At 64.5% G+C, this 24,362-nt stretch carries 25 protein-coding genes; 15 read left to right on the top strand and 10 right to left on the bottom strand.

Annotated elements, in window-relative coordinates:
* Nucleotides 1–33: 33 nt before the first annotated feature.
* The 10 genes from IF809_RS02820 to IF809_RS02775 all read left to right on the top strand — a co-directional run bounded on the left by IF809_RS02820 (nt 34) and on the right by IF809_RS02775 (nt 9,817).
* Nucleotides 34–2,469 (top strand): LPS-assembly protein LptD, encoded by a 2,436-nt coding sequence (locus IF809_RS02820; protein ID WP_453983679.1) that lies wholly within the window; start codon nt 34–36, stop codon nt 2,467–2,469.
* Between the two features lie 69 nt (nt 2,470–2,538).
* A complete protein-coding gene (locus IF809_RS02815) occupies nt 2,539–3,471 on the top strand; it encodes a peptidylprolyl isomerase (RefSeq protein WP_164938630.1) in 933 nt (310 codons plus the stop codon).
* The gene (gene pdxA / locus IF809_RS02810; protein ID WP_128965844.1) at nt 3,471–4,496 is read left to right on the top strand and encodes a 4-hydroxythreonine-4-phosphate dehydrogenase PdxA; all 1,026 of its coding nucleotides are present in this window, start codon (nt 3,471–3,473) and stop codon (nt 4,494–4,496) included. The genes IF809_RS02815 and pdxA overlap by 1 nt, the downstream gene beginning before the upstream one ends.
* Nucleotides 4,496–5,350, top strand: coding sequence for a 16S rRNA (adenine(1518)-N(6)/adenine(1519)-N(6))-dimethyltransferase RsmA (gene rsmA, locus IF809_RS02805; protein WP_128965843.1), 855 nt, complete (start codon nt 4,496–4,498; stop codon nt 5,348–5,350). Before pdxA ends, rsmA begins: the two co-directional genes overlap by 1 nt.
* Before the next feature lie 25 nt (nt 5,351–5,375).
* On the top strand, nt 5,376–6,434 hold the full coding sequence (locus tag IF809_RS02800; protein ID WP_462836761.1) for an alcohol dehydrogenase: 1,059 nt from the start codon (nt 5,376–5,378) through the stop codon (nt 6,432–6,434).
* A gap of 74 nt (nt 6,435–6,508) precedes the next feature.
* Complete coding sequence (locus IF809_RS02795) at nt 6,509–6,736, top strand: hypothetical protein (protein ID WP_453979229.1); 228 nt, start codon at nt 6,509–6,511, stop codon at nt 6,734–6,736.
* Between the two features lie 230 nt (nt 6,737–6,966).
* The gene (locus IF809_RS02790; RefSeq protein WP_462836760.1) at nt 6,967–7,524 is read left to right on the top strand and encodes a phosphonate metabolism protein PhnM; all 558 of its coding nucleotides are present in this window, start codon (nt 6,967–6,969) and stop codon (nt 7,522–7,524) included.
* 100 nt (nt 7,525–7,624) lie between these two features.
* Nucleotides 7,625–7,816: a hypothetical protein gene (locus tag IF809_RS02785; protein WP_128965840.1), complete on the top strand. Its 192-nt coding sequence runs from the start codon at nt 7,625–7,627 to the stop codon at nt 7,814–7,816.
* Between the two features lie 267 nt (nt 7,817–8,083).
* On the top strand, nt 8,084–8,443 hold the full coding sequence (locus IF809_RS02780; RefSeq protein WP_462836759.1) for a hypothetical protein: 360 nt from the start codon (nt 8,084–8,086) through the stop codon (nt 8,441–8,443).
* A gap of 57 nt (nt 8,444–8,500) precedes the next feature.
* Nucleotides 8,501–9,817 carry a hypothetical protein gene (locus IF809_RS02775; RefSeq protein ID WP_462836758.1) on the top strand — a complete coding sequence of 439 codons (1,317 nt, stop codon included), beginning with the start codon at nt 8,501–8,503 and terminating at the stop codon, nt 9,815–9,817.
* Here the strand turns inward: IF809_RS02775 and gmk are convergent.
* The 9 genes from gmk to IF809_RS02730 all read right to left on the bottom strand — a co-directional run bounded on the left by gmk (nt 9,750) and on the right by IF809_RS02730 (nt 18,355).
* Complete coding sequence (gene gmk / locus IF809_RS02770) at nt 9,750–10,409, bottom strand: guanylate kinase (protein WP_092294557.1); 660 nt, start codon at nt 10,407–10,409, stop codon at nt 9,750–9,752. The genes IF809_RS02775 and gmk overlap by 68 nt on opposite strands.
* A 3-nt stretch (nt 10,410–10,412) precedes the next feature.
* Complete coding sequence (locus IF809_RS02765; RefSeq protein ID WP_128965837.1) at nt 10,413–11,300, bottom strand: YicC/YloC family endoribonuclease; 888 nt, start codon at nt 11,298–11,300, stop codon at nt 10,413–10,415.
* 133 nt (nt 11,301–11,433) lie between these two features.
* Nucleotides 11,434–12,705 carry an endolytic transglycosylase MltG gene (gene mltG / locus IF809_RS02760; RefSeq protein WP_462836757.1) on the bottom strand — a complete coding sequence of 424 codons (1,272 nt, stop codon included), beginning with the start codon at nt 12,703–12,705 and terminating at the stop codon, nt 11,434–11,436.
* 125 nt (nt 12,706–12,830) lie between these two features.
* Nucleotides 12,831–14,096 carry a beta-ketoacyl-ACP synthase II gene (gene fabF, locus IF809_RS02755; protein ID WP_462836756.1) on the bottom strand — a complete coding sequence of 422 codons (1,266 nt, stop codon included), beginning with the start codon at nt 14,094–14,096 and terminating at the stop codon, nt 12,831–12,833.
* A gap of 108 nt (nt 14,097–14,204) precedes the next feature.
* Nucleotides 14,205–14,444 carry an acyl carrier protein gene (locus tag IF809_RS02750; protein ID WP_008130699.1) on the bottom strand — a complete coding sequence of 80 codons (240 nt, stop codon included), beginning with the start codon at nt 14,442–14,444 and terminating at the stop codon, nt 14,205–14,207.
* Nucleotides 14,445–14,738: 294 nt separating this feature from the next.
* Entirely contained in the window at nt 14,739–15,476 is a 738-nt protein-coding gene (gene fabG / locus IF809_RS02745; protein WP_462836755.1) for a 3-oxoacyl-[acyl-carrier-protein] reductase, read from the bottom strand.
* 12 nt (nt 15,477–15,488) lie between these two features.
* A complete protein-coding gene (gene fabD, locus IF809_RS02740) occupies nt 15,489–16,448 on the bottom strand; it encodes an ACP S-malonyltransferase (protein WP_462836754.1) in 960 nt (319 codons plus the stop codon).
* Nucleotides 16,449–16,621: 173 nt separating this feature from the next.
* The gene (locus IF809_RS02735; RefSeq protein ID WP_462836753.1) at nt 16,622–17,647 is read right to left on the bottom strand and encodes a fatty acid desaturase family protein; all 1,026 of its coding nucleotides are present in this window, start codon (nt 17,645–17,647) and stop codon (nt 16,622–16,624) included.
* Nucleotides 17,648–17,650: 3 nt separating this feature from the next.
* Nucleotides 17,651–18,355 carry a TetR/AcrR family transcriptional regulator C-terminal domain-containing protein gene (locus IF809_RS02730; RefSeq protein WP_462836752.1) on the bottom strand — a complete coding sequence of 235 codons (705 nt, stop codon included), beginning with the start codon at nt 18,353–18,355 and terminating at the stop codon, nt 17,651–17,653.
* A 342-nt stretch (nt 18,356–18,697) separates the two neighbouring features.
* Here IF809_RS02730 and rpsF point away from each other — a divergent pair, with 342 nt between their 5' ends.
* From rpsF to rplI, 4 genes are all read left to right on the top strand, one after another.
* A complete protein-coding gene (gene rpsF, locus IF809_RS02725; protein WP_128965830.1) occupies nt 18,698–19,162 on the top strand; it encodes a 30S ribosomal protein S6 in 465 nt (154 codons plus the stop codon).
* Nucleotides 19,163–19,167: 5 nt separating this feature from the next.
* Nucleotides 19,168–19,407: a 30S ribosomal protein S18 gene (gene rpsR, locus IF809_RS02720; RefSeq protein ID WP_007592020.1), complete on the top strand. Its 240-nt coding sequence runs from the start codon at nt 19,168–19,170 to the stop codon at nt 19,405–19,407.
* A 133-nt stretch (nt 19,408–19,540) separates the two neighbouring features.
* Complete coding sequence (locus IF809_RS02715) at nt 19,541–20,509, top strand: DUF2232 domain-containing protein (protein WP_462836751.1); 969 nt, start codon at nt 19,541–19,543, stop codon at nt 20,507–20,509.
* Nucleotides 20,510–20,555: 46 nt separating this feature from the next.
* Nucleotides 20,556–21,155, top strand: a complete 600-nt coding sequence (rplI, locus tag IF809_RS02710; RefSeq protein WP_128965828.1) for a 50S ribosomal protein L9 — start codon at nt 20,556–20,558, stop codon at nt 21,153–21,155.
* A 189-nt stretch (nt 21,156–21,344) separates the two neighbouring features.
* Here the strand turns inward: rplI and IF809_RS02705 are convergent, their stop codons facing one another.
* Complete coding sequence (locus IF809_RS02705) at nt 21,345–22,331, bottom strand: hypothetical protein (protein WP_462836750.1); 987 nt, start codon at nt 22,329–22,331, stop codon at nt 21,345–21,347.
* Between the two features lie 273 nt (nt 22,332–22,604).
* On the opposite strand from IF809_RS02705, the gene IF809_RS02700 reads away from it, so the two are divergent.
* Nucleotides 22,605–23,855 (top strand): SAM-dependent methyltransferase, encoded by a 1,251-nt coding sequence (locus IF809_RS02700; RefSeq protein ID WP_164938628.1) that lies wholly within the window; start codon nt 22,605–22,607, stop codon nt 23,853–23,855.
* Nucleotides 23,856–24,362 lie beyond the last annotated feature (507 nt).

Genomic DNA, 24,362 nt, shown 5'->3' with positions numbered 1-24,362 from the left:
GGACCCGTGTCTGGATCGACGTCGCGCACCCGCATGCGCGCGAACGGATACGGCTTGTCTGTCCGCAAAGCCCTGCTTGCGCTGGTCGCGACCGTATCGCTGGCCGGCATGATGGATCTTGCCGCGGTGGCGCCTGCGAGCGCCCAGAGCTTCACCTACAATCCGCGGCCGCCGCGCCCGGCGCCGCCGAAGGCCGCCAATGACGGGCAGATGCTCGTGCAGGCGACCGAGGTCGATTACGACTACAACAATTCGCGCGTCTCGGCGGTCGGCAACGTCCAGCTGTTCTACAACGGCACAAGCGTCGAGGCCGACCGGGTCATCTACGACCAGAAGACCAAGCGCCTGCATGCCGAAGGCAACATCCGCATGACGGATGCCGAGGGCAAGATCACCTATGCCGAGATCCTGGATCTCTCCGACGACTACCGGGACGGCTTCGTCGATTCGCTGCGCGTGGACACCGCGGACCAGACCCGCATGGCCGCGACCCGCGCCGATCGCTCCAGCGGCAACTACACGGTGTTCGAGAACGGCGTCTACACGGCCTGCGCGCCGTGTAAGGACGATCCGAAGAAGCCGCCGCTCTGGCAGGTCAAGGGTGCCCGCATCATCCACGACCAGCAGGAGAAGATGCTGTATTTCGAGACGGCGCAGCTCGAATTCTTCGGCGTGCCGATCGCCTACATGCCCTACTTCTCGACGCCCGACCCCACCGTGAAACGCAAGACCGGCTTCCTGATGCCGGGCTTCACCTCCTACACGGCGTTCGGCTACGGCGTCGAAGTTCCGTTCTACTGGGCGATCGCCCCCGACATGGACGCGACCTTCAGCCCCCGCATCACCTCCAAGCAGGGGGTGCTGTTCCAGGCTGAGTTCCGTCAGCGCCTGATGGACGGCGCCTACCAGGTCCGCGTCTATGGCATCGACCAGCTCAATCCCGGTAATTTCGCCGGCCAGCCGGGCGACCGCCAGTTCCGCGGTGGCATCGAAACCAAGGGCCAGTTCGCGCTCAACGACAAATGGGTCTGGGGCTGGGACGGCGTCCTGCTCTCCGATTACTACTTCATGTCGGATTACCGCCTGTCGGCCTATCGTGATCCGCTCGGCTCGTTCCTGAACCTGCCGACGGACGCGCTCTCGCAGCTCTATCTGACCGGCGTCGGCAACCGCAGTTTCTTCGACGCGCGCACGATGTACTGGCTGAGCTTCTCGGGTAACCAGCAGCAGGTTCCGGTCGTCTATCCCGTGATCGACTACTCGAACGTGCTCAACTATCCGATCTTCGGCGGCGAGGTCTCGTACAAGACCAACTTCGTCAACCTGACGCGGAACGACGCGGCGTTCGACCCGATCACCACGACGGCCAACACCAACAGCCTGTGCACGACGACGTCGGCCGATCCGCTCGCGCGCACGCCCTCGCAGTGCCTGCTGCGCGGCTTCCCCGGCACCTACACCCGCCTGACGGCGGAAGCGCAGTGGCGGAAGTCCTACACCGATCCGTTCGGCGAGATCTGGACGCCGTTCGCAATCCTGCGCGCCGACGCGATCAACTCGGACGTCTCCAACCAGCCGGGCGTGTCGAACTACCTGCCGGTCGGCAACACGCAGGCGTTCCGCCTGATGCCGACCGTCGGCCTCGAATACCGCTATCCCTTCATCAACGTTCAGCCCTGGGGCTCGACCACGATCGAGCCGATCGCGCAGGTCATCATCCGGCCGAACGAGACCTATGCCGGCAAGCTTCCGAACGAGGACGCTCAGAGCATGGTGTTCGACACCACGAACCTGTTCAGCGTCGACAAGTTCTCCGGCTACGACCGCGTCGAGGGCGGCGGCCGCGCCAATGTCGGCGTGCAGGCCACCACGCAGTTCGACAAGGGCGGCGCCGTCAAGGTGCTGTTCGGGCAGTCCTACCAGCTGTTCGGCATGAACTCCTACGCCGTGCAGGATACCATCAACACGGGCCTCGATTCCGGCCTCGACAAGCCGCGTTCCGACTACGTCGCGAGCGTCGCCTACTCGCCGAACAGCACCTACACGTTCAGCGTCCGGTCCCGCATGGACGAGCAGACCTGGAACGTCCAGCGCTTCGAGGCCGAAGGCCGCGCCAACTTCAATCGCTGGTCGGTCAGCATGATGTACGGCAATTACGCGCCGCAGCCGGAACTCGGCTATCTGACCCGCCGCGAGGGGATCCTGACCTCGGGCTCGATCAAGGTCGCCACCAATTGGGTGGTGACGGGTTCGGCGCGCTGGGACCTCGAGGCCAACAAGATCAACCAATATGTGCTCGGCGCGGGCTATGTCGACGATTGCTTCGTGCTGGCGGCGAACTACGTAACTTCGTATAGCTATTCCGCGGGCACCACGCCGCCGGTGCTGAGCCACGCGTTCATGTTCCAGATCGGCCTGCGCACGCTGGCGACCTCGACCGGGTCCAGCAGTTCCGCCGGCTTCCAGTGAACCCGTTTGAAGTGCCGGCCGCCTGTACCCGATTGCAGGATCATCTTGGCTGACATGCGAGCGACAACCATGACGACCTCATTGCCTGTTTTCCGCCACCTCGTTCTCGTCCTCGCCGCCGTGCTGGTTCTCGCCGGCGCGCCGGCACGGGCACAGAACATCGTCGTCATGGTCAACGGCGACCCCATCACCGATTTCGACATCGAGCAGCGCTCCAAGCTCGACCAGCTGACCACGCAAAAGACCCCGAGCCGGCAGGACGTCATCAACGAGCTGATCGACGACAAGATCAAGATCAAGGAAGGCAAGAAATACGGCGTCGACCCCGGTGTCTCCGACATCAACCAGTCCTACGAGGGCATGGCGCAGCGCATGCGCATCTCGTCCGATCAGCTCACCAAGTCGCTCGAAACCAAGGGGGTCCGTCCCGAAACCCTCAAGGGCCGCATGAAGGCCGAGATGGTCTGGACCAGCCTCGTGCGCGGCCGCTACAAGGAAAAGCTGATGGTTGGCGAGAAGGACGTCGCCGACAAGGTGCGCGAAGGCGGCAGCGAGAAGCTCCAGATCGAGGGCACCGAATACAAGATGCAGCCCATCGTGCTGATCGTGCCGCGCGGCTCCTCCCCGGCGTTCCAGGAGACGCGCATGAAGGAAGCCGAGAGCTATCGTCAGCGCGTCACGAGCTGCGATGAAGCCAATTCGCTGTTTCGCTCGACGCCGAATGCCACCATCCGCGAGAGCGTCACCAAGACCACGGCGGACCTGCCGGAGGCCCTGCGCAAGGTGCTCGACGACACCCCGATCGGCCATCTCACCGCGCCGGAGGTGACCAAAGCAGGCATTGAGATGGTGGTGCTGTGCGCGCGCAAGCCGACCCTGATCGACACGCCGAAAAAGCGCGAGATCCGCGAGAAGATGTATCAGGAGAAGTACGAGAAGACCCAGAAGGCCTATCTCGACGAGATCCGCAAGGCGGCGATGATCGAATATCGCAACCGCTGATGGCACCCGCTCCCGCAAAGCCCCTCGCGCTCACGCTCGGAGAGCCCGCCGGCATCGGTCCCGACATCACCATCGCAGCCTGGCTCAGGCGCCGCGAGCTCGCCCTGCCCGCCTTCTACCTGCTCGGCGATGAAGCGCTGATTGCACAGCGCGCCAGGCTGCTGGGAAGATCGTTCGGCGCCGACGTCAGGGTCGCCGCGGTGAGCCCGGCCGAAGCTGAGGCGGCCTTCACTGATGCGCTGCCCGTGGTTGCGACCGGCGAGCACGCCACCGCCGCGCCCGGCAAGCCGGACGCATCAAGCGCGCCGGCCGCGCTCGCCTCGATCCGCCGTGCCGTCGGCGACGTGCGGGCGGGGCTCGCCAGCGCCGTCGTCACCAATCCGATCGCCAAGAGCGTGCTCTACCGCGCCGGCTTCCGCCATCCCGGCCACACCGAATTCCTGGCAGAGCTCGCAAGCTCGGACAGCCATATCCCGCAGCCCGTGATGATGCTGTGGTCACCACGGCTGGCTGTGGTGCCGGTGACGATCCACGTCTCCCTGCACGACGCCCTCGCCCAGCTGAGCAGCGATCTCATCGTCTCGACCGTGCGCATCGTCGCGGCCGAGCTCAATTCCCGCTTCGGCATTGCCCGGCCGCGCATCGCGATCTCAGGGCTCAATCCGCACGCCGGCGAGGACGGCTCACTCGGCCACGAGGAGCAGACCGTGATCGCGCCGGCGCTCAAGGTTCTGCGCAACGAAGGCATCGACGCCAAAGGCCCGCTGCCCGCCGACACCATGTTTCACGAAGCCGCGCGCGAGACCTATGACTGCGCGGTCTGCATGTATCACGACCAGGCGCTGATTCCGATCAAGACGGTGGCGTTCGACGACGCCGTCAACGTCACGCTCGGCCTGCCCTTCATCCGCACCTCGCCCGATCATGGCACCGCCTTCGATATCGCCGGCACCGGCAAGGCCAACCCTGCGAGCCTGATTGCCGCGCTGAAGCTTGCCAGCCGCATGGCGGCTGCAAACAACTGATGAGCGCGATCGACGACCTCCCGCCGCTGCGCGAGGTCATTCGCCAGCACGCGCTATCCGCGCGCAAATCGCTGGGCCAGAACTTTCTGCTCGATCTCAACCTCACTGCACGCATCGCGCGCGCGGCAGCGCCGCTCGAAGAGAGTACCATCGTCGAGATCGGTCCCGGTCCGGGCGGACTGACGCGCGCCCTGCTCGCGCTCGGCGCCAGACGCGTCATTGCGATCGAGCACGACGAGCGCGCCATTCCCGCACTTCAGGACATTTCCGCACGCTACCCCGGACGACTCGAGATCGTGCATGGCGATGCCATGAGCTTCGATCCGCGGCCGCTGCTCGCGGGCGAGCGTGCCAAGATCGTCGCCAATCTGCCCTACAACATCGCGACCCAGCTCCTGATCAACTGGCTCACCATCGAGCCATGGCCGCCCTGGTACGACATGATGGTGCTGATGTTTCAACGCGAGGTCGGCGAGCGCATCGTCGCGCGCGAGGACGACGACGCCTACGGCCGGCTCGGCGTGCTCGCCAACTGGCGCTGTGAGACCAAGATCCTGTTCGACATTTCGCCATCCGCCTTCGTGCCGCCGCCGAAAGTCACCTCGTCAGTCGTGCGCCTCGTGCCCCGCGCGGAGCCGCTGCCCTGCGATCGCAAGCTGCTCGAGCAGGTCGCGGCCGCTGCCTTCGGCCAGCGCCGCAAGATGCTGCGCCAGAGTCTTAAATCGCTTCAAGCCGATCCGGCACGGCTCGCGCAGGCAGCCGGCGTCGATGCGACGCGGCGCGCCGAGACCATTCCCATCTCCGGCTTTGTTGCCATGGCCCGGGAATTGGCGGATATACGCAGCGAAGCCTGACAATTTAAATTCCGGAGGAAAGAAAATGGCGTTGATGCGTCGGCAGTCCCTCGTCAAGTTCGATGCGCCGTTGTGCGAGACCATCGTCGACACGCCAAAACCGCAGGGACCTGAGGTGCTGGTGCGCATCGAGCGCTGCGGCCTGTGCCATTCCGACCTGCATATCCAGGACGGCTATGCTGATCTCGGCGGCGGAAAGAAGCTCGACACCACGCGGGGCATGACGCTGCCCTTCACGCTCGGCCACGAGATCGCTGGCGTCGTCGACGAGATTGGTCCGGACGTGCCGGCGAGCGTCGTCGGCGCCAAGAAGGCGGTGTTTCCCTGGATCGGCTGCGGCCAGTGCCGCGATTGCAAGAACGGCGACGAGAACCTGTGCGCGAAGCAGCGCTTCCTCGGCGTCTCCATCGACGGCGGCTTCGCCACCCACGTGCTGGTGCCCGACGCAAAATATCTGCTCGACTACGATCCCCTGCCCGTCAACCAGGCGGCGACCTTGATGTGCTCGGGCGTCACCGCCTACGGCGCGCTCAAGCGTCTGGTCGACCGTCCCCGCCAGCGCAACCTTTTGCTGATCGGCCTTGGCGGCGTCGGCATGATGGGCCTGTCGTTCGCGCAGGCGATGTTCAAGCAGCCGATCACGGTTGCCGATCTCAGCGGCGCCGCGCGCGAGACCGCGCTGAAGAACGGTGCGGCCAATGCTTACGACCCGTCCGAGCCGGACGTGATCAAGCGCATTCTGAAGGAGACCGACGGCGGCTTCGACGAGGTCGTCGATTTCGCCGGCAATGAAAGGTCGATGGCGTTCGCGGTGGCCGTTGCCGCGCGCGGCGGCAAGGTCGTGGTCTCCGGCCTGATGGGCGGCCAATTCACGCTGCCGATGGTGCAATGGGTCTACAAGCGCCTCACCGTCGAAGGCTTCATGGTCGGTACGCTCGCGGAGGCCCACGAATTGATGGCGCTCGCCCGCGCTGGCAAGATCAAGCCGACGCCGATGCGCGAGGAGCCGATGAGCGACGTCCAGAAATGGATCGACGAGCTGCGTGCCGGCAAGGTGGTCGGCCGCATCGTGCTGAAGAACTGAGTTTCAATCGGCGGCGGGATACACCTCTCGCCGCCGCTCACGGAACGGCTGTCCCCGCACCGCGTTGGCAGCGCATGTCCATTCGTTGCACCGTCGAGAGCGCATTCTTCATCGCCTGGAGCTCACTGGAGAAGAGCGGCGAGCTCGGCCCGCCTGACATCTCCGCGAACATCATTCTCGACGCGATCGAAGCGCAGCTCAGGACTGGCGAACGTCGGCCCCTGATGCTTGCCAACAAAGCAATCGACGCTTACCGGAACTTGAACAGGCAGCCGAGGACGCGCGAAGTACGCCGCGGCTAGCGGCGCCAGGCGATGCCGTCGGACCCGCTGCCCGCTGTTCACTCCCGACAGTGCCGCGCTATTTTCCAGCTTCCGTAGTTCTCCGGCCAAGAACAGAGTTCAAGGCGTGGCAGGCGGGCAACGGGGAAAATCTCCCGGCCCATATGTCGGCACCTCAAAATGGTGGCCGGCATCGAAACCGCAACGCTCGAGGATGGCCTCCGGCTTGCGTCCGCTCTCCGCGTCCAGACTTGCCGGATTCCGATAGCCACCTGCTCGAAACTTGCGTCCATCAAAATGCACAACTTGCAACTTGCATTGGGGTGCGAACGGCCGTTCAATGGCTCCTTAAGGCGGCAGCACATTTCTTTACCTTTGGTTTTCCAATGCAGACCGTTCTCGTCATCCTGGGCATCTGGCTCCTGATCAACGTGCTTTTCGTCGTGATCATGATCCCGCCGCGTAAGCCGAGGCAGCCGAATCAGGCTCGCTCGTCGAGCGGGCTCGCGCCTGTCCCGATTGGCCAGAACGCGTATGCCGTCGATGAAGATGAGAAGATCTCGCTGCGCCACACCATCATCGCCATTGCGATGGGGGTGCTGCTCTCCCTGACCCCGCCGCTGCTCGAAGCCATCGACGAGATCAAACGGATGGTGGGAAAGCACCGCACGCAGCGGCCAAGTGCCGAGGCCGCCGGCGAAGACGACGGACGATCTCTTGAGACCGATCTCAGGGAGCTCCGTGCCGGGGAGACGGAGACGTCCTCGGTGGGATCGCCACCCCGCGAGCAGCACGAGTCGAAGCACTAGGGCGCCGCACCGCCACAATTGCGTCGGACCCGAGCCTGGAACGCCCCGCGCGTCCCACGCGTTGGCCTTTCATCAAGGGCAACGATGGAGGCTGACTCGCATGACGAAGCCGCTGACAAGAGCGGTGCGACCGGTTCCCGACGAGAACCAGTGCCACAAGGGCGCCGGCAGCGCGCCGACAATTCCCGTCGACACCACCAAAGGCCATCGCGACGACGAGAAGCAGAACATCCGTGAGCAGGCCGCGCACGGCAACCTCACCCAGAACACCAGCAACCGGCGCATGGGATAGGCGCGAAAACCAGGGGGATGAAGAAGGAGATACGAACTTGGTTACTCCCGGCAAATGGTACGATCCGATTTCCGAACGCTGGATCGCGCCACGCGAACATCACTCCGCAGCCAGATCTTCCCACGCGACCGAGAATCACGTCCTCGAGTTCCAGAGGAATGTCGAGATCCAGCGCATCTGGCGCGCGCTGGTCGACTGCTGCGCAAGCAACTAATCTGTTACCCGTGTGAGACGCTGCAGAAGCGTCCGCCGCATATCCGTCCGTGCATGACCGAGCCCGCATCCTCCGCCAGACCCGTCGTCGTCGCGATCCGCTACCTCGCGATCATTGCCGGCGGCGCGTGCCTGCTGCTCACCGCCGTCTGCTTTGCCATTGCGTGCCAGTTCTTCATCCAGACCGGCGTTTTTGCGCAATCGTATGCGATGGTGGGATCGATCAGCGGCGTGCTGGGGGATATTGGCGCTGAAGCTGGCGAGCGTGTGGAAGTAGGCTTTCGCAAGCTCCTTCGGATGGAACCGCGCATCGCCGTGGCGCCTTGGAAAGGGCCCAATCACGGATGGAACAAACGCGCCGCAGGCCCGATTCAGGCCACATCCTCTCCGGATTTGCGGCTCATTGCCACCTAACTCTTTGTAGAGAAAGGAAAGGTAACGAGTTGCGTCATGCGTAACCGGGAGACCAGGATGGGCAACCGCACCGCAAAGTTCACGTCCGCGCTGATTGGCAGCATCATTGCCGGCGCACCTCTGGCCGCCGTGTCGCAGAACGCGCCGACTGCGCCCAGCGCGGCAAACACGACGGCGGCAGCCACCAGCGCGGCAAGCACGACGAATGCCGCGAGCGACTGCCTCGCCTCGCCGAAGGGCGTCGCGCCGCAGGGGCAGCACTGGTTCTATCGGGTGGAACGCGCGACCAAGCGGCAATGCTGGTATCTGCGCGCGGAAGGCAGTAAGGCTACGCAGAACGCGCAGGCGGCGGCCGACACGCCGAATGCAAATCCGGCCGCGCCGTCATCGGTGCAGAATGCGCGCGCTGAATATGTCGCGCCGCAAACCACCCCCGCAGCGAGTGCACCGGCGCCGGCCACCACCTCACCGCAGCAGGCGTTTGGCCCCACCACGGATGCCAATGCACCTCAGCCCGCGGTCGCCGCTCCCTGGCCCGATGCCGCTCCCGCCACCGCTTCGCCCGCGCCGCAATCTGCCCCCGCCTCCACGCCTGCAACGACCTCGCAGCCAAGCGCGCAACCGGCCGCAGCCCCTGCTCCGGTCACGCTCGCCGCTGCAGATAGCGCTGCCGACAAGTCGACCGGCTCGCTCCAGATGCTGCTGCTCGTCATCGGCGGCGCACTGGCGCTCGCTGGCCTGCTCGCCAGCCTGATCTACCGCTTCGCCGGTGGCCGCGTGCGCGTGCAGACGTCCGATCGCCGCGTGAACTGGGACAATCGGCAGGATCGCGACGACAGCCGCGCGCCGTGGCTCAATGCAGCCCCGACACCCATGCCACGCACGACGCGACCGCTTCCGGTAGATTTCGACGCCGTGCGTCCGCAAGCGCCGCAGATCGCCGCGTTCAGCGACGCGATCGGCCGGATCGCCGCGCAGGGCCGTTCCACCGAAATTGCGGTCGCAGAGCCTGAGGACACCGGGATCGACTATTTCGAGGACGAATTCGAGATCGAAACACCGGCGCCCCAGCTTGCGGCCGACAGCCACTCCGAAGCGGAGGCCAACCCCGATGTGATCGATCTCGATGTGGCCGATCACGACCTGGCCGGTCACGATCTGGATGCGCACCAAGAGGGCGTGCGCGAGGCGGGTGCGCACGAGGACCACGCGCACGACGAAACTGCCGTCGACATCGATATCATCACGTCGATGCTGGAGCGGCTGGCGGCGCAAGGGCCACGGCTGTCGCAGCCTGGCTTCGAACCTAGCCTTGAAGCTGACCTTGCAGCGCTCGCACGAAGCTCACGAGGCCAGTCCGCCGCTCGCGCTTAAGGCGTTCGGCCTTCAGGATCGACTGCACCTCGGCGAAGGCGTCATCAACATTGTGATTGATGACGATGTAATCGTACTCGGCCCAGTGGCTCATCTCGTGGCTGGCGCGGCTCATGCGCTTGCGGATCACCTCGTCGGAATCCTGTGCGCGCGAATGCAGCCGCTTCTCGAGGTCAGCCGCTGAGGGCGGCAGGATGAAGACGCTGACGACGTCGGCGCGCGCCTTCTCGCGCAGCTGCTGCGTGCCCTGCCAGTCGATGTCGAACAGCACGTCCTGCCCGGCCGACAGTGCGGCCTCGACCGGGCCACGCGGCGTGCCGTAGCTGTTGTCGAATACGGTGGCCCATTCCAGCAGCTCGCCGGCCTTCACCATCGCCTCGAAGGTGGCCTTGTCGACGAACGAATAGTCCTTGCCGTTGACCTCGCCCGGCCGCATCGCCCGCGTGGTCGCGGAGACCGACATCTTCAGGCCCGACATGCGCTCGATCAGTAGGCGCGACAGCGTCGTCTTGCCCGCGCCCGAAGGCGAGGACAGCACGAACATCAATCCGCGGCGCTCGACCCCGTCAGTTCCGTGACCGCTTGTCGTCATCGATCACTCCAGATTCTGGACCTGCTCGCGGAACTGCTCGACCACGTTCTTCATGGCGAGACCGGTATTGGTCAGTTCGATGTCGTTCGACTTCGAGCAGCAGGTGTTGACCTCGCGGTGAAACTCCTGCGCCAGGAAGTCGAGCTTGCGGCCGATCGGGCCGCCCTTGCCGATCAGCTCGCGCGCCTGCGCGATGTGGGAGGTGATGCGGTCGAGCTCCTCGCGGATGTCGGCTTTGGTCGCGATCAGGATCGCTTCCTGCATCAGGCGGTCGGAATCGAAACGGTCGGTGGTGTCCAGCAGCGCGGCGATCTGCTCGGCGAGCCTCGCCTTGATCGCCTCGGGCTTGCGGCCCGGCGCGATCTCCGCCTTCTTCGCCAGCTGCTCGACCTCATCGATGCGCTGGGTCAGAATCTGGCCGAGCGAGATCCCCTCCCGCTTGCGCATCGCGACGAGCTCGTCGAGCGCCTTGTCGAAGGCTTCGGCTGCGGCGACACGCACCGCCTTGTCCTCCTCCTCGTCGCCCTCGGGCTCGGCGACCTCGACGACCCCCTTGATGGCGAGCAGGCCGTCGATGCTCGGCGCCACCGCGTCGACCTTGCCGGAGATCATTGCGGCGGCCTTCAGCACGGCGTTGAGCACATCCTCGTTGACGCGAACGGTGGCAGCAGCATTGGCGCGCTTGACGTTCAGATTGGCGTAGACGGTGCCGCGCGAGAGCAGCTCGCCGGCGCGCTTCTTGGCGTGGGCCTCGAGCTCGTCGAACCCCTGCGGCAGCCGCACCCGCAAGTCAAAGCCCTTGGCGTTGACCGACTTCAACTCCCACTCGAACGTATACGGCCCGCTTGCGCCGTGGCGTCTCGCAAAGCCGGTCATGGACGACAGCGCCATCAGGTCAAATTCTCCAACAAGCATGGGATTCGCGAGGCCATCAGGCCACGGGAATCTTAAGACTATTTTGCACGAAAGTGGAATCCGCAATGTCCGCAGGCCGGTCTGCGCAAGGCCCGAGGCTGGAGCAGCCCTAGCGCTGGATCACCGGCGGCGATGGCTGCACCGCGCCCTGGCGGGCGGGCGCCGCCGGCCGGGCGGGCGGCTTCCTCTGCTGGGGCGGCCGGGGGGCCGGCGTTGTCGCGGTCGGCACCGTATCTGCGGCCGAGGGTGCCGCAGCCGCAGGCGGCGGCGCGTCCTCGGCCGGCTCAACCGTGTCGTTCTGGATCTGCTTCTCCATCGCGCGCAGTTTCGCGACGTTCTTCTGATGCGCGTCGTAGGTCTCGGTGAAGGCATGCCCGCCCGAGCCGTCGGCGACGAAATAGAGATCGCGGGTGCGGGCCGGGTTGGCGGCGGCCTCCAGCGAGGCGCGGCCGGGATTGGAGATCGGACCGGGCGGCAGGCCCTCGATCACATAGGTATTGTAGGGCGAGGGCTGCGTGATCTCGCTGCGCTTGATCGGGCGTCCCAGCGTGCCCTTCCCGCCGACCAGGCCGTAGATGATGGTCGGATCGGACTGCAGCTTGATCTTCTGCTTGAGGCGGTTGACGAACACCGCGGCGACGCGGCTGCGCTCGTCGGGCTTGCCGGTCTCTTTCTCAACGATTGAGGCGAGTGTCACCAGCTGCTCAGGAGTCTTGACCGGAAGATCAGGGCTGCGGCGCTCCCAAATCTCCGCGAGCACGCGCTTGTGCGCTTGCTGCATGCGCTGGATCACTTGCTCGCGCGGGGTCCCGCGCGGGAACTTGTAGGTCTCGGGCAGCAGGGTGCCCTCGCGCGGCACTTCGCGTACGCTGCCGGTGAAGATGTCGTTGTCGGAGAGACGCGCCACGATCTGCTCGGAGGTCAGGCCCTCCGGAATGGTGACGGCATGCTGCACCACCTTGCCCTCGACAATGGTGGCGATCACGTCGCGCAAGCTCGCGTTCTTCTGGAACGAATATTCGCCCGGCTTGAGGTCCGAGCTCGCCTTCAGCGCGGCCACAGCGCCGATGAACACCCAGGGATTGACGTCGGTCACGCCTTCCCTGTTCAGGGTCTCGGCGATATCGCGCTTACCTGCACGCTGAGGAATGTTGACGACCTTGTCTTCCTTCAGCGGCCCGGGCGATTCGAGCACCTGCCGGCCGTAATAGTAGGCAGCTCCCGCTCCAATCATACCGATCAAAAGCAGGGTGATGATGGCGTTACCGACTACAACGAAGGGATTGCGCGCCCGCTCCGAACGCCTCGGCGGCGGCGGGACTTGCTCGGGCTCGAGCGCTGCCCGCGGACTCCGGGGCGAAATGGGCGGCCTTTCACTCATCGAAGCAACCTGAATCCTGCCGGTTCAATCGCAGCCTGACAATCGCTTGCCGAGCCAAATGCACGCGCCCACAGATATGACTATCGCCGAATACGGCAAAACGGTGGATTCGTCGCAAACACAAACTATTGGGCCAGACGCCGGACGATCACCGACGCATTGGTACCGCCGAAACCAAAAGAATTCGACAACGCGACGTTGACCTCGCGCTGCTTCGCCTTGTGCGGCACGAGATCGATCGCGGTCTCCACCGACGGATGATCCAGATTGATGGTCGGCGGCACGATATTATCGCGAATCGCCAGAATGGCGAAGATCGCCTCGATTGCGCCGGCCGCACCGAGCAGATGGCCCGTCGAGGACTTGGTCGAGGACATCGCAACCTTGGAAGCAGCATTGCCGAGCAGGCGCTCGACTGCGCCAAGTTCGATCTCGTCGCCGAGCGGCGTCGAGGTGCCGTGCGCGTTGATGTAATCGAGATCAGACGCCGTCAGGCCGGCGCGCTTGAGCGCGGCCGACATGCTGCGGAAACCGCCATCGCCATCGGGTGACGGCGACGTAATGTGATAGGCGTCACCCGACAGACCGTAGCCGATCACCTCGGCATAAATCCTGGCGCCGCGGCGCTGGGCGTGCCCGAGCTCTTCGAGGACGAGGACGCCGGCGCCCTCGCCCATCACGAAGCCATCGCGGTCCTTGTCATAGGGGCGTGAGGCCTTCTCGGGGGTCTCGTTGAAGCCGGTCGACAGCGCGCGCGCGGCGTTGAAGCCGGCAATGCCGATCCGGCTGATCGGCGACTCCGCGCCGCCGGCGACCATGACGTCGGCATCGCCGAGCGCAATCAGGCGGGCGGCGTCTCCGACAGCATGCGCGCCAGTCGAGCAGGCCGTGACCACCGAGTGGTTCGGGCCCTTCAGGCCGTGGGCGATCGAGACATAACCGGAAGCGAGATTGATCAGGCGGCCCGGAATGAAGAATGGCGAGACCCGGCGCGGGCCTCGCTCCTTCAAGAGGATCGCAGTCTCAGCAATGCCGTTGAGGCCGCCGATGCCGGACCCGATCATGGTGCCGGTCGCGCATTTGTCCTCTTCGGTCTCGGGATGCCAATTGGCGTCGTCGAGCGCCTGGCCGGCCGCGGCCATGCCGAAGATGATGAAGTCGTCGACCTTGCGCTGGTCCTTCGGCTCCATCCACTTGTCCGGATTGAAGCTGCCGTTGCTGCCGTCGCCGCGCACGACCGTACAGGCGATCTTCGTCTGCAGATCGGAGACATCGAAGCTCTCGATCCTGCGCGCACCGCTCTCGCCGTTGAGGATGCGCTTCCAGGTCGGCTCGACGCCGCAGCCGAGTGGCGACACCATGCCGAGACCAGTGACGACAACCCGCCTCATATCCGAAAACTCCGCATCGAAAGATTCACGGCCAATAACAAGAAACCGGCTGACCGCTGCGAAGCGGCCCGTCCGGTTTCAATGTTGTCCCCGCGAAAATGAAGAGCCTTAGCTCTTCGCGTTCTTCTCGAGAAACTTGGTGGCGTCGCCGACGGTGAGAATGGTCTCCGCGGCGTCGTCCGGAATTTCGCACCCGAATTCTTCTTCGAACGCCATCACCAGCTCGACGGTGTCCAGACTGTCGGCGCCGAGGTCGTCGATGAAGCTCGCAGCGTCGACAACCTTCTCGGGTTCAACACCAAGGTGTTCGACCACGATCTTCTTAACCCGCTCGCCAATGTCACTCATTGCATAACCTCGTGTTGTTCCCTGTAGACCCGACCCCCCGGGACGATACGAGCCGTCGTGGTCGTTGACTGCCTTCGCTTACGAACTTTGATTTGGCCCCATCTTTACCGATGCGGCCCGGCGAACGACGGCTAAGGCTCCGCATCGCCAATATACAGGGTTTCAAAAACCTGCAATGGCGTTCTTTGCCCATCCGTTCAGCGTCCGGTTAACATACTTCAAGTGCCTTGACTACACGCCTCAATTCGCTCCGGAAACGGCCGTTTGCCGCATCCCGCCCGCCCATGCGAAACGTCAGATCATGGCCATGCCGCCGTTGACGTGGATGGTTTGGCCGGTGACGTAGGCTGCTTCGTTCGAGCTGAGATAGACGGCGGCTGCCGCAATGTCCTCGGGCGTGCCCAGACGGGCGGCTGGAACCTTGGTCAGAATCATCTCGCGCTGCTTGTCGTTGAGCGCATCCGTCATCGGCGTCTTGATGAAGCCGGGTGCGATGCAGTTCGCGGTGACGCCGCGTTTGGCGTATTCGGCGCCGAGCGTCTTGATCATGCCGATCAAGCCGGCCTTCGAGGCAGTGTAATTCCCCTGCCCGGGATTGCCCGTAACGCCGACCACCGAGGTGATGGCGATGATGCGGCCGAAGCGCTTGCGCATCATCAATTTGGTGGCGGCGCGCGCCAGGCGGAAGGTCGCGGTCAGATTGACGTTGATAACCTCGTCCCAATCCTCATCACGGAGCTGAACGAACAAATTGTCCCGCGTAATACCGGCATTTGCGATGAGAATGTCGACCTGGCCCATCGCCGCTTCCGCAGCCGGCACCAGCGCCTCGACCTCATCGGCCTTGGAGAGATTGCAGGGCAGCACATGGGTGCGCTCGCCAAGCTTGCCGGCAAGCTCATCGAGCACTTCTTTGCGCGTTCCTGATATCGCGACGGTGGCGCCCTGCGCGTGCAGCGCCTGTGCGATCGCACCGCCGATGCCGCCGGTCGCGCCGGTGACGAGCGCCTTTTTGCCAGTCAGATCGAACATGGAAAAACTCCTCTAGCCCTGCTTCGCAGCGGCCAATGCATCCTTGGCGGCGGCAATATCATTGGGACCGCCGACCGCAACACCGACAGCGCCGTCGGCGATGCGCTTCACGAGTCCCGTCAGCACCTTGCCCGCGCCGATCTCGAAGAAACGGGTGACGCCCTGCCCAGCCATATAGGCAACCGACTCGCGCCAGCGCACCGTGCCGGTGACCTGCTCTACCAGGCGGCGGCGGATTTCGTCGGGATCGGTGATGGCGCGGGCCAGCACATTGGACACCAGCGGCGCAGCCGGCGCCTTGATCGTCACCTTGGACAGCGCTTCCGCCATGGCGTCGGCCGCGGGCTGCATCAGTTTGCAATGGAACGGCGCGGACACCGGCAGCAGCATCGCACGCTTGGCGCCTTTGGTCTTGGCAATCTCGACCGCGCGATCGACCGCCGCCTTGTCGCCGGAGACGACCACCTGCCCACCACCATTGTCATTGGCGGCCTGGCAGACCTGGCCCTGCGCCGCCTCCTTGGCGACCTCCATGGCCGCGTCATAATCGAGGCCGAGCAGCGCGGCCATGGCGCCGGCGCCAACAGGCACGGCTTTTTGCATTGCGAGACCACGAATACGAAGCAGCCGCGCGGTGTCCGAGATGGTCAGGCTCCCAGCCGCAGCCAGCGCCGAATATTCACCGAGCGAGTGGCCGGCCACGAAGGCCGCATCCCGCCCGACGGAAAACCCGGCCTCAGCCTCGAGCACCCGCAGAGTGGCCATGGACATCGCCATCAGGGCCGGCTGGGCGTTTTCGGTGAGCTGAAGGGTTTCAGCCGGGCCATCCCAGATAGTCGCCGTCAGCTTCTCCCCGAGCGCGGCATCGACCTCGTCGAACACGGCGCGCGCCACCGGAAAGGTGTCGGCCAGGGCCTTGCCCATGCCGACTGCCTGGGAACCTTGTCCAGGAAATGTGAATGCTGCCGTCATCGGCGCTCCCTGCTTGTCGGGCGTGATCCCTCTCGAGAACCGGCAGCCGATGACGCACGGCCTTAGGCCATGGTTCCGGATCATGCTCCAAAGGGGGCCGTAGACACTGTCCGGGGCTGGAATGTCAAGCCAAGATAGGGACTTCGGCCAGCATTCACCTGGGGATGCGACGCCTAGAACCCGCCATTGGCCTGGTTGGCATCAACCACCGCCCCTGCCTGCGCACGGCGCGCGCTGTTGACGAGCTGGCAGGGACGGTCATCCCGATCGGGCTTGGCGGTCGCAAGCCGGAGCACCGCAGCGTAGCTCGGCTGCACCTCCATCCGGCCGCCATGCCGGCTCTCGCTCAGCAGACGATGCACCTTCGGCAGGTTGTAGCAGGGCACGTAGAACAGAAGATGATGCTCGAGGTGGTAGTTCACGTAGTACGGCGCGATGAAAAGCCGCTCGAAAAAATTGGCGTGGGTGGTGCGGGTGTTGCGCAGGGGATCGCTGCTGTCAGGCACGACAGCATGCTCGGCGATGTTGCGGATGCGGGTGATGACCATCATCCAGGTGAGCAGCGGCACCAACCACAAAAGCGGATAGGCCCACCACACGCCGGCCGCCGCAAGGCCAGCGAACATCGCGGCGTTGACGAGGCATTGCGGGCCGAGCTTGTCCCAGAAATGCGCGGCGCGCTGGCGCCACGGCCAGTCCCTCGGTCCGAGCGCATTGAGCAGTTGCGCCTTGCGCTGCTGGTAGCCGGTCTGCCCGGTGATGTCGCGAATGAACTTGCGGCGATAGCTGAGCTTGGTGATCGGAAACGGCGCCGACAGCACCAGATCAGGATCGTCCTCCTGTTGGGTGCGGGCGTGGTGTTGAAGGTGGTAGCGCCGGTAACTGCGTGTCTCCGCAAAGAGCGGATAGGCGCAGAGCCATTGGCTCAATGCCAGATTGGTCTTCTCGTCCGCGGACAGACAGCCATGGGCGCCGTCATGCATGAGGATCGCCAGGCCCAGCTGGCGCGAGCCGATGATCGCGACGGCGAGAATATAGGTGATCGGATTGGGCCACCATGCGACCAGGGCGATCGCACCTGATATCAGCGCCCAGGCGTGCGCGATCATCGCAACGCCCTTCCAGGTCACGCGTTGGCGTACGTCGGCCAGTTGTTTGTCGGTGAGGAAATCGCGGGCCCGCATGCGAAGCGCGGTCATGACCTACTCCTCCTCGTTCTGATGGCTTGACGCATTGTGCTCGTCGACGAGACGCAGCCGCCCAGTGTCGCTGCTGGATTTCGCCTGCGCGCCGAGCACACGCAGCATCTCGGCGCACAGCGCCTCCGGCGAGCGGCCCATGGCACAGCCTTCGAGAATGATTCCGATGGCGACAGCCCAGAACCGCCGCGAGCTATCGTCGGGAGCGCGCAGCGACCGCCAGCCATGGCGCGCCACCTGGCCCGCATAGGCGCGCGCGCCTTCAGAATGCAGGCGCTCGATGGTGCGCTCGACCAGCGGTGCCAAATCCTGGCGCCGGCGCGTCAGTGTCAGCGCCTCGGCGAAGAAGGCAATCGAATCGCTCGCCGTCACGGTCTCGGCCAACGCGCGGGTGTATTCGCCGGGCGTGCGCGCCTTCAGCGCCGCCTGCTCGGTCGCGCGGGCCAAATACAGCAGATCGCGGCAGGCGCATTCGACGAAGAGCGCTTCCTTGGTTCGGAAATAATAGGTGATCTGGCTCGGGAACGCGTCCGCGGCGGCTGCGATGTCGGTGATCGCGGTGCCCGACAGGCCCCGCTCGCGAAACAAGGGGCTCGCGGCATCCAAGAGCAGAGACCGCATCTTGCGGCCAGCCGAGCGCGTCGCCCGCGCGGCATGTTTGGGGTCGCCAACCGCTTCCAACGACTCCTGGGCCGACTTTTCCACCATCTCATCCTCGCGCGGCATTGTTTGTATGACATACAAACAAATAAATCAAGCTGGATATGGTATTTAAGAACCGTTTGTCCGCCCGCACCGGGACGATCCGGGCCGAAAGCAAAGCGCTCAACCTTGCCAAGCCGGCCAAAATCCGTATAACGCGCGCATCCGCAGACCCCGGCCGGGAGCTGAACGGACGGTCTCAGCAAATCCTCAGTGATTTTGGTGTGGCAGGGCCAGTCGACCCGTCGTCCCGTGTTTCCGCCTTCTGAGCTTAATCCCAGAGTCCTTTCCGAAGGTCTCTTAAGGGCTTGACGCCGGGCAATGCGCCAACACGAGGAAAGGACGACAATGGCTCTCTATGAGCATGTTTTTCTCGCGCGCCAGGACGCGAGCACGCAGCAGGTCGAAGAGCTGACTGCGCAGATGACCGGCATCGTCGAGGGTCTCGGCGGCAAGGTCACCAAGACCGAGAATTGGGGCGTTCGCTCCCTCACCTACCGCATGAACAAGAACCGCAAGGCGCACTTCGTGCTGCTCAACATCGACGCGCCGTCCGCGGCGATTGCCGAGATCGAGCGCCAGGAGCGCATCAGCGAAGACGTGATCCGCTATCTCAGCGTCCGCGTCGAGGAGCTCGAGGAAGGTCCGTCCGCGATGATGCGCAAGGCCGACCGTGATCGCGAGCGTGACGACCGTGGCGGTGGCTTCCGCGGCGAGCGTGAAGGCGGCTTCCGTGGCGATCGCGACGGCGGCTTCCGCGGTGATCGTGGCCCGCGCCGTCCGCGCGACGAAGCTGAAACGGATGGGGAGTAAGAACAATGGCTGAAGCTGGTGCACGCCGCCCGTTTTTCCGTCGCCGCAAGAGCTGCCCGTTCACGGGAGCCAATGCGCCGAAGATCGACTACAAGGACTCCAAGCTCCTGATGCGTTACGTCTCCGAGCGCGGCAAGATCGTGCCGAGCCGCATCACCGCGGTGTCCGCGAAGAAGCAGCGTGAACTCGCCCGCGCCATCAAGCGCGCACGGTTCCTGGGCCTGCTGCCCTACGTCATTCGCTGACACGACCACTTTCGACCGGCGACGATTGCCGTCGCCGGTCGTGACTTTCTGAACTCATAAGGCTTCCGGGTCGTCCGGTCGCCGATGGTTGGGGCAAAGCGCCTCTAACCGCTCGAAGGGAGCGGGACAGCTGATGATGGCATTTGGACTGATAGCCCTGATCGCCGGCGCTGCGTCGGCCCTGATGTTCGCCTCGATCGTCTCGGGCGCGCTGATCTCGCTCGTCCTGGTCTGCCTTGCTCCTCTCCCTTTGATGCTTGTCGCGATCGCCTGGGGCCCGCTTTGCGGCGCGCTTGGCGGTCTTGCCGCAACGCTCGTCATCGGCGTCGCACTCAGCACGCCCCTCGCCCTCGGTTACGGTCTTGCGATCGCATTGCCGGCCTGGTGGCTTGGCCATCTCGCCATGCTGGGACGGCCGTTGGCTGATGGTAGCGTGGACCCGGATCCGGCTTCGCTGCAGGTCGAGTGGTATCCGCTCGGTCGTGTCCTGCTCTGGATTGCGGCGCTCGCCGCGCTTCTGACTGCGGGATCATTGTTTTCCCTGGGAAGCGATGCGTCGACGATCAGCGACGCCATGCGCCGCGGCTTCGCCAGGGTGCTCACGCTGATGGGCGAGACCAACGTCACGGAGAATGATCCCCGTGTCGGCCTGATGGTCGCGGTCACGCCGGTTCTGGTGGCAGCATCCCAGATGGCAACGCTGACTTTGAACCTCTGGCTCGCCGCCAAGGTCGCGGCTGTTTCGGGACGGCTGCATCGGCCCAGGCCGGACCTTAGCCGCACGAACTTGCCGCCGATGACCCTCGTGGCACTCTGCGTTGCGCTGGCCTTCAGCTTCTTCGGCGGAATGACCGGCATTCTCGCCATCGTCGTCACGACCGTCTTGATGGTGGCCTATGCGCTGGTCGGCCTTGCTGTTCTGCATACCATTACGCATGGCCTCGCCAGCCGCGCATTCTGGCTCGCCGCCGCCTACGTCATCATCTTCATGTTCAGCGTGAGCCTTGTCCTGCTCACCATCCTTGGGCTCGCGGATGCCGTGTTCGGCTTCCGGGAGCGCTTCCTGCGCAACCGGCAACCGCCGCCATTGCCGACATCTTAAGTCCACCCCGAAAACTGAAACCAGAGCACTTCAAAGGAGAACGAATATGGAAGTCATTTTGCTGGAACGCGTGAGCAAGCTCGGTCAAATGGGCGAAGTCGTGAAGGTTCGCGACGGCTATGCCCGCAATTTCCTGCTCAAGCGCGGCAAGGCGCTGCGCGCCACCGCCGACAACCGCGCCAAGTACGACGGCATGAAGGCCGAACTCGAAGCTCGCAACCTTGCCTCGAAGGGCGAGGCAGCCAAGGTCGCCGAGAAGATCGAGGGCAAGAACATCATCGTGATCCGCCAGGCTTCGGAAGCGGGTCAGCTGTTCGGCTCGGTCACCGTGCGCGACGTGGTTCTCGCCTTCGAGGCTGACGGCGTCACGCTCGCCCGTCCGCAGGTTCAGCTCGATGCGCCGATCAAGACCATCGGCAAGCACTCGATCACGGTCGCCGTTCATCCCGAGGTCGAGGTCGAAGTCACCGTCACGGTCGCGCGCAGCCAGGACGAGGCCGAGCGCATCAATCGCGGCGAGGACATCTCGACCCGCAACGAGGACCGCGACGCAGCCGCCGAGGCGATCGCCGCGGCCGGCGAGTTCTTCGATCCGGAAGCCCAGCACGACGAGGTCGAGCCGGCCCCCGCTGCAGAAGAGAAGTAAGCCTCGCGTTCATACGCGAAGCGAAGCCCGGTCGCCTCAGGCGGCCGGGCTTTTCATTTCGACGGCAATGTCCTCGCTCAGCATCGCGATCGAGGCGAGCGCCGTTGCCATGTGCCTCTCTCGTCGGCTCCGCACGACGAAGCGAAGGCCGCGCTGAGCGCAGTCTTCGCAGATTGACGGGATTATCGGTTATCGCGAGATCGGGGGAGCCGGCGGACCGGAGGATTCCGACGGTGCAGGCGACGGAGCCGCGGCGGGCGCAGACGGGGCCGGCTCTGCCGGCTTGGCTGCGGGCTCGGAACTGGGCGCGGGCTCAGTCAGTTTGGATGCGGCAGCTTCGGCAGGCTTGGGAGCGGCCGGCTCAGTCGGCTTGGCGGCATCAGTCGGCGGAGCCGGCGTGACCTGCGGGACCGGGTCGGGGCGCAGAGCCGGCGCGTCGTTGCCGCTCGGCTCGACCTTGGCGCTCTCCGGCTTCACATCGGCGGGCTTCTCGGCCGGCTTGGCGCTGTCAGGCTTGGACCCTTCACGAAGGGAGTCGGCCTTCGCATTCTCGTTCTTCGGCTCGATCTTGGGTTCGACCTTCGGCGCAACAGCGTCCTCGCTTTCCGGCTTGCCACGCTTGCTCATGCGCTTGCCCTTACGGCCCGCCGGCCGCTGTTCGGTCGTGGCCTCAGGCTTCACGCCTTCCTTGGCACCGTCCTCACTCGGTCGCGCCGCGCGCTTCTGGCGCCCCTCAGGCGCCGGTGCGGCACCCTCGCCCTCCGGCTTGGTGGCCTCTTGCGGACGCTGGCGGCGCCCCTGATGTTCTGGCGACTGCCCAGGATTCGTGTTGGCGTCCTTCTCCCTGGCGCCGTCCTTCTTGTCCCTGCCTTCCTTGCCGTCCTTGGCCTGGTAACGGACGTCGGCGGCGCCATTGGAGACCAGATAGGAGGCCAGCACGCCGGCCATGTCCGGGCTGGTGGTGTAGTGCTGGCGCAGGAAGCCCGGCAACGAGCTCGGCGAGACCGTCTTCAAAAGCCCCCGCGGGCTCTTGTGGCAGGCGTTGCAGGTCTGCGCGAAGAGTTGGGACGGGGCCTTGCCGGCCTCGAGGTTCGTCGCCTGCGCCAAAGCGGCATCGGTAGCACCGAAGCCGACCAGAAACAGCACCGTGGCGAGGCTGAGCGCTCGGCTCGACATTCCCATCATCTCCATTGAAATCCGATAGATAAGGCCGGTATCCGGCGCGGCAGCGGTCACCTTTTAGCCGATTGCGCCGCGAATGGAAGCGCACTCATCGAACATGTGAGCACGCAGTTTTCGAATATCGGCTTTGAACACAGTGCAATAGCGGGGCGGTAATCGGCTGCTTAGATTTACATGCGAACGCATGGGAACCAACGGATTTTCCAAGCGTCGATGTGACGGCCGGGTAGTGGCATCTTTTCGGGTTCGCTCGAGAGGTTGGTGTCGATGGACCGCTTGTTGCGTAAGTTTTTGACTCAATTCATCCGCCGCGGGTCGATGACGGTGACCACGGCGGGCGGATTGAAATTCAGCGTCGGTGACGGCTCCGGTACGCCGGTCGAAGTGCGCTTCGTCACGGCCGATGCTCAACGAAAGATCCTCATCAATCCCGAACTGGGGCTTGGCGAGGCCTATATGAACGGCGAGTTCGTCGTCGAGCGCGGCAGCATAGCTGATGCCCTGGCGATCCTGCTCGATCAACCCGACCTGTTGCCGCATTGGGCAAAACCCTGGTGGCACCTGCGCTATCTGGTCAGACACCTCAGACAATTCAATCCGCGAACGCGTTCGCGCAGCAATGTCGCGCATCACTACGATCTCGATGCGAGGCTCTATTCACTTTTCCTTGACGCCGACAAGCAATACAGCTGCGCCTATTTCGAGACTCCGGACGCTACGCTCGACGATGCGCAGCTCGCCAAGAAGCGGCACGTCACCGCAAAACTGTTGGTCAACCGCGGTCAGCGCGTGCTCGATATCGGCTCGGGCTGGGGCGGGCTCGGACTCTATCTCGCCGAGATCGTGGGGGCCGACGTCACCGGCGTGACGCTATCGACGGAGCAGTTGCAGATCGCGAAGGCGCGAGCCGCCGAAAAGGGGCTGACGCAGCACGCGCGCTTCCTGCTCCAGGACTATCGCGACATCGACGGGCAATTCGATCGCATCGTCTCGGTCGGCATGTTCGAGCACGTCGGAGCCAGGTTCTACAGCACCTATTTCCGGCGCTGCGCTGAGTTGCTGAGCGACGACGGCATCATGCTGCTGCACTCGATCGGCCGCTCGCAGGGACCGGATTCGACCAATCCCTGGATCGCCAAATACATCTTCCCGGGCGGCTACATTCCCTCGCTGTCGGAAGTGCTGCCCGCGATCGAAGACGCCGGCCTTCTGGTCTGCGACATCGAGATCCTGCGCCTGCACTATGCCGAGACGCTGAAGGCTTGGCGGGAGCGCTTCATGGCGCGACGCGAGGAAGCCGTACAGCTTTACGACGAGCGCTTCGCGCTGATGTGGGAATTTTATCTGGCGGCCTGCGAGATGACGTTCCGCAAGCAAGGGATGATGAATTTCCAGGTCCAGCTCACCAAACGCCAGGGCGTGGTCCCCATGACGCGTGACTATGTCGCGCGTGAAGAAGCCCGGCTGCGCGCTCTCGAGGGCGGCGCCAAACCGAAGCTGAAGCTCGCCGGTGAATGAGTCCTAATGACGAAGGGTGGAGATCGGAGAGGCGCGGTAAGGCGCCGTTAAGGCCAACTGCGCCCTCAGTTCCACGATAACCTCGGGGGCGACCGGCTGACGCCGGATTTCGGGCCGCTCGGCGTGCTGCATGGCGGCGATCAGGCCCGAGAGCCAAAGCCGGCTGGCCGTCTCGTTTCGCCAAATCTGGTGCTGCCGTTCTGGCCGCATCTCCTGCCTCGTTCCCATGGCGGGTCTACGGGAGACAATCCCCGGCCCGCTCGCCTGTTCCCTCTCCTATCCCCGAAAGAATCCGGGGAGATGTGATCTGGTTCACATTCCTCTCGACGGCGCTGCCTTAGACCGTGGCAATGAGCAAAGAGACCCAAACCTCATTCGACGTGCAGGATGATCTCCGCACCGACTACGCCCTGATCGCCACCGGCGTCGGCGCGGCCCTGGTTGCGCTGGTCTACCTCCTTTTGGTCTGAACCTGCACAGGACGCGCTAACGCGCGCTTAAATAGGT

This window comes from Bradyrhizobium sp. UFLA06-24 (assembly GCF_054967145.1).
This window is presented reverse-complemented; position numbering and strand designations above follow the sequence as displayed.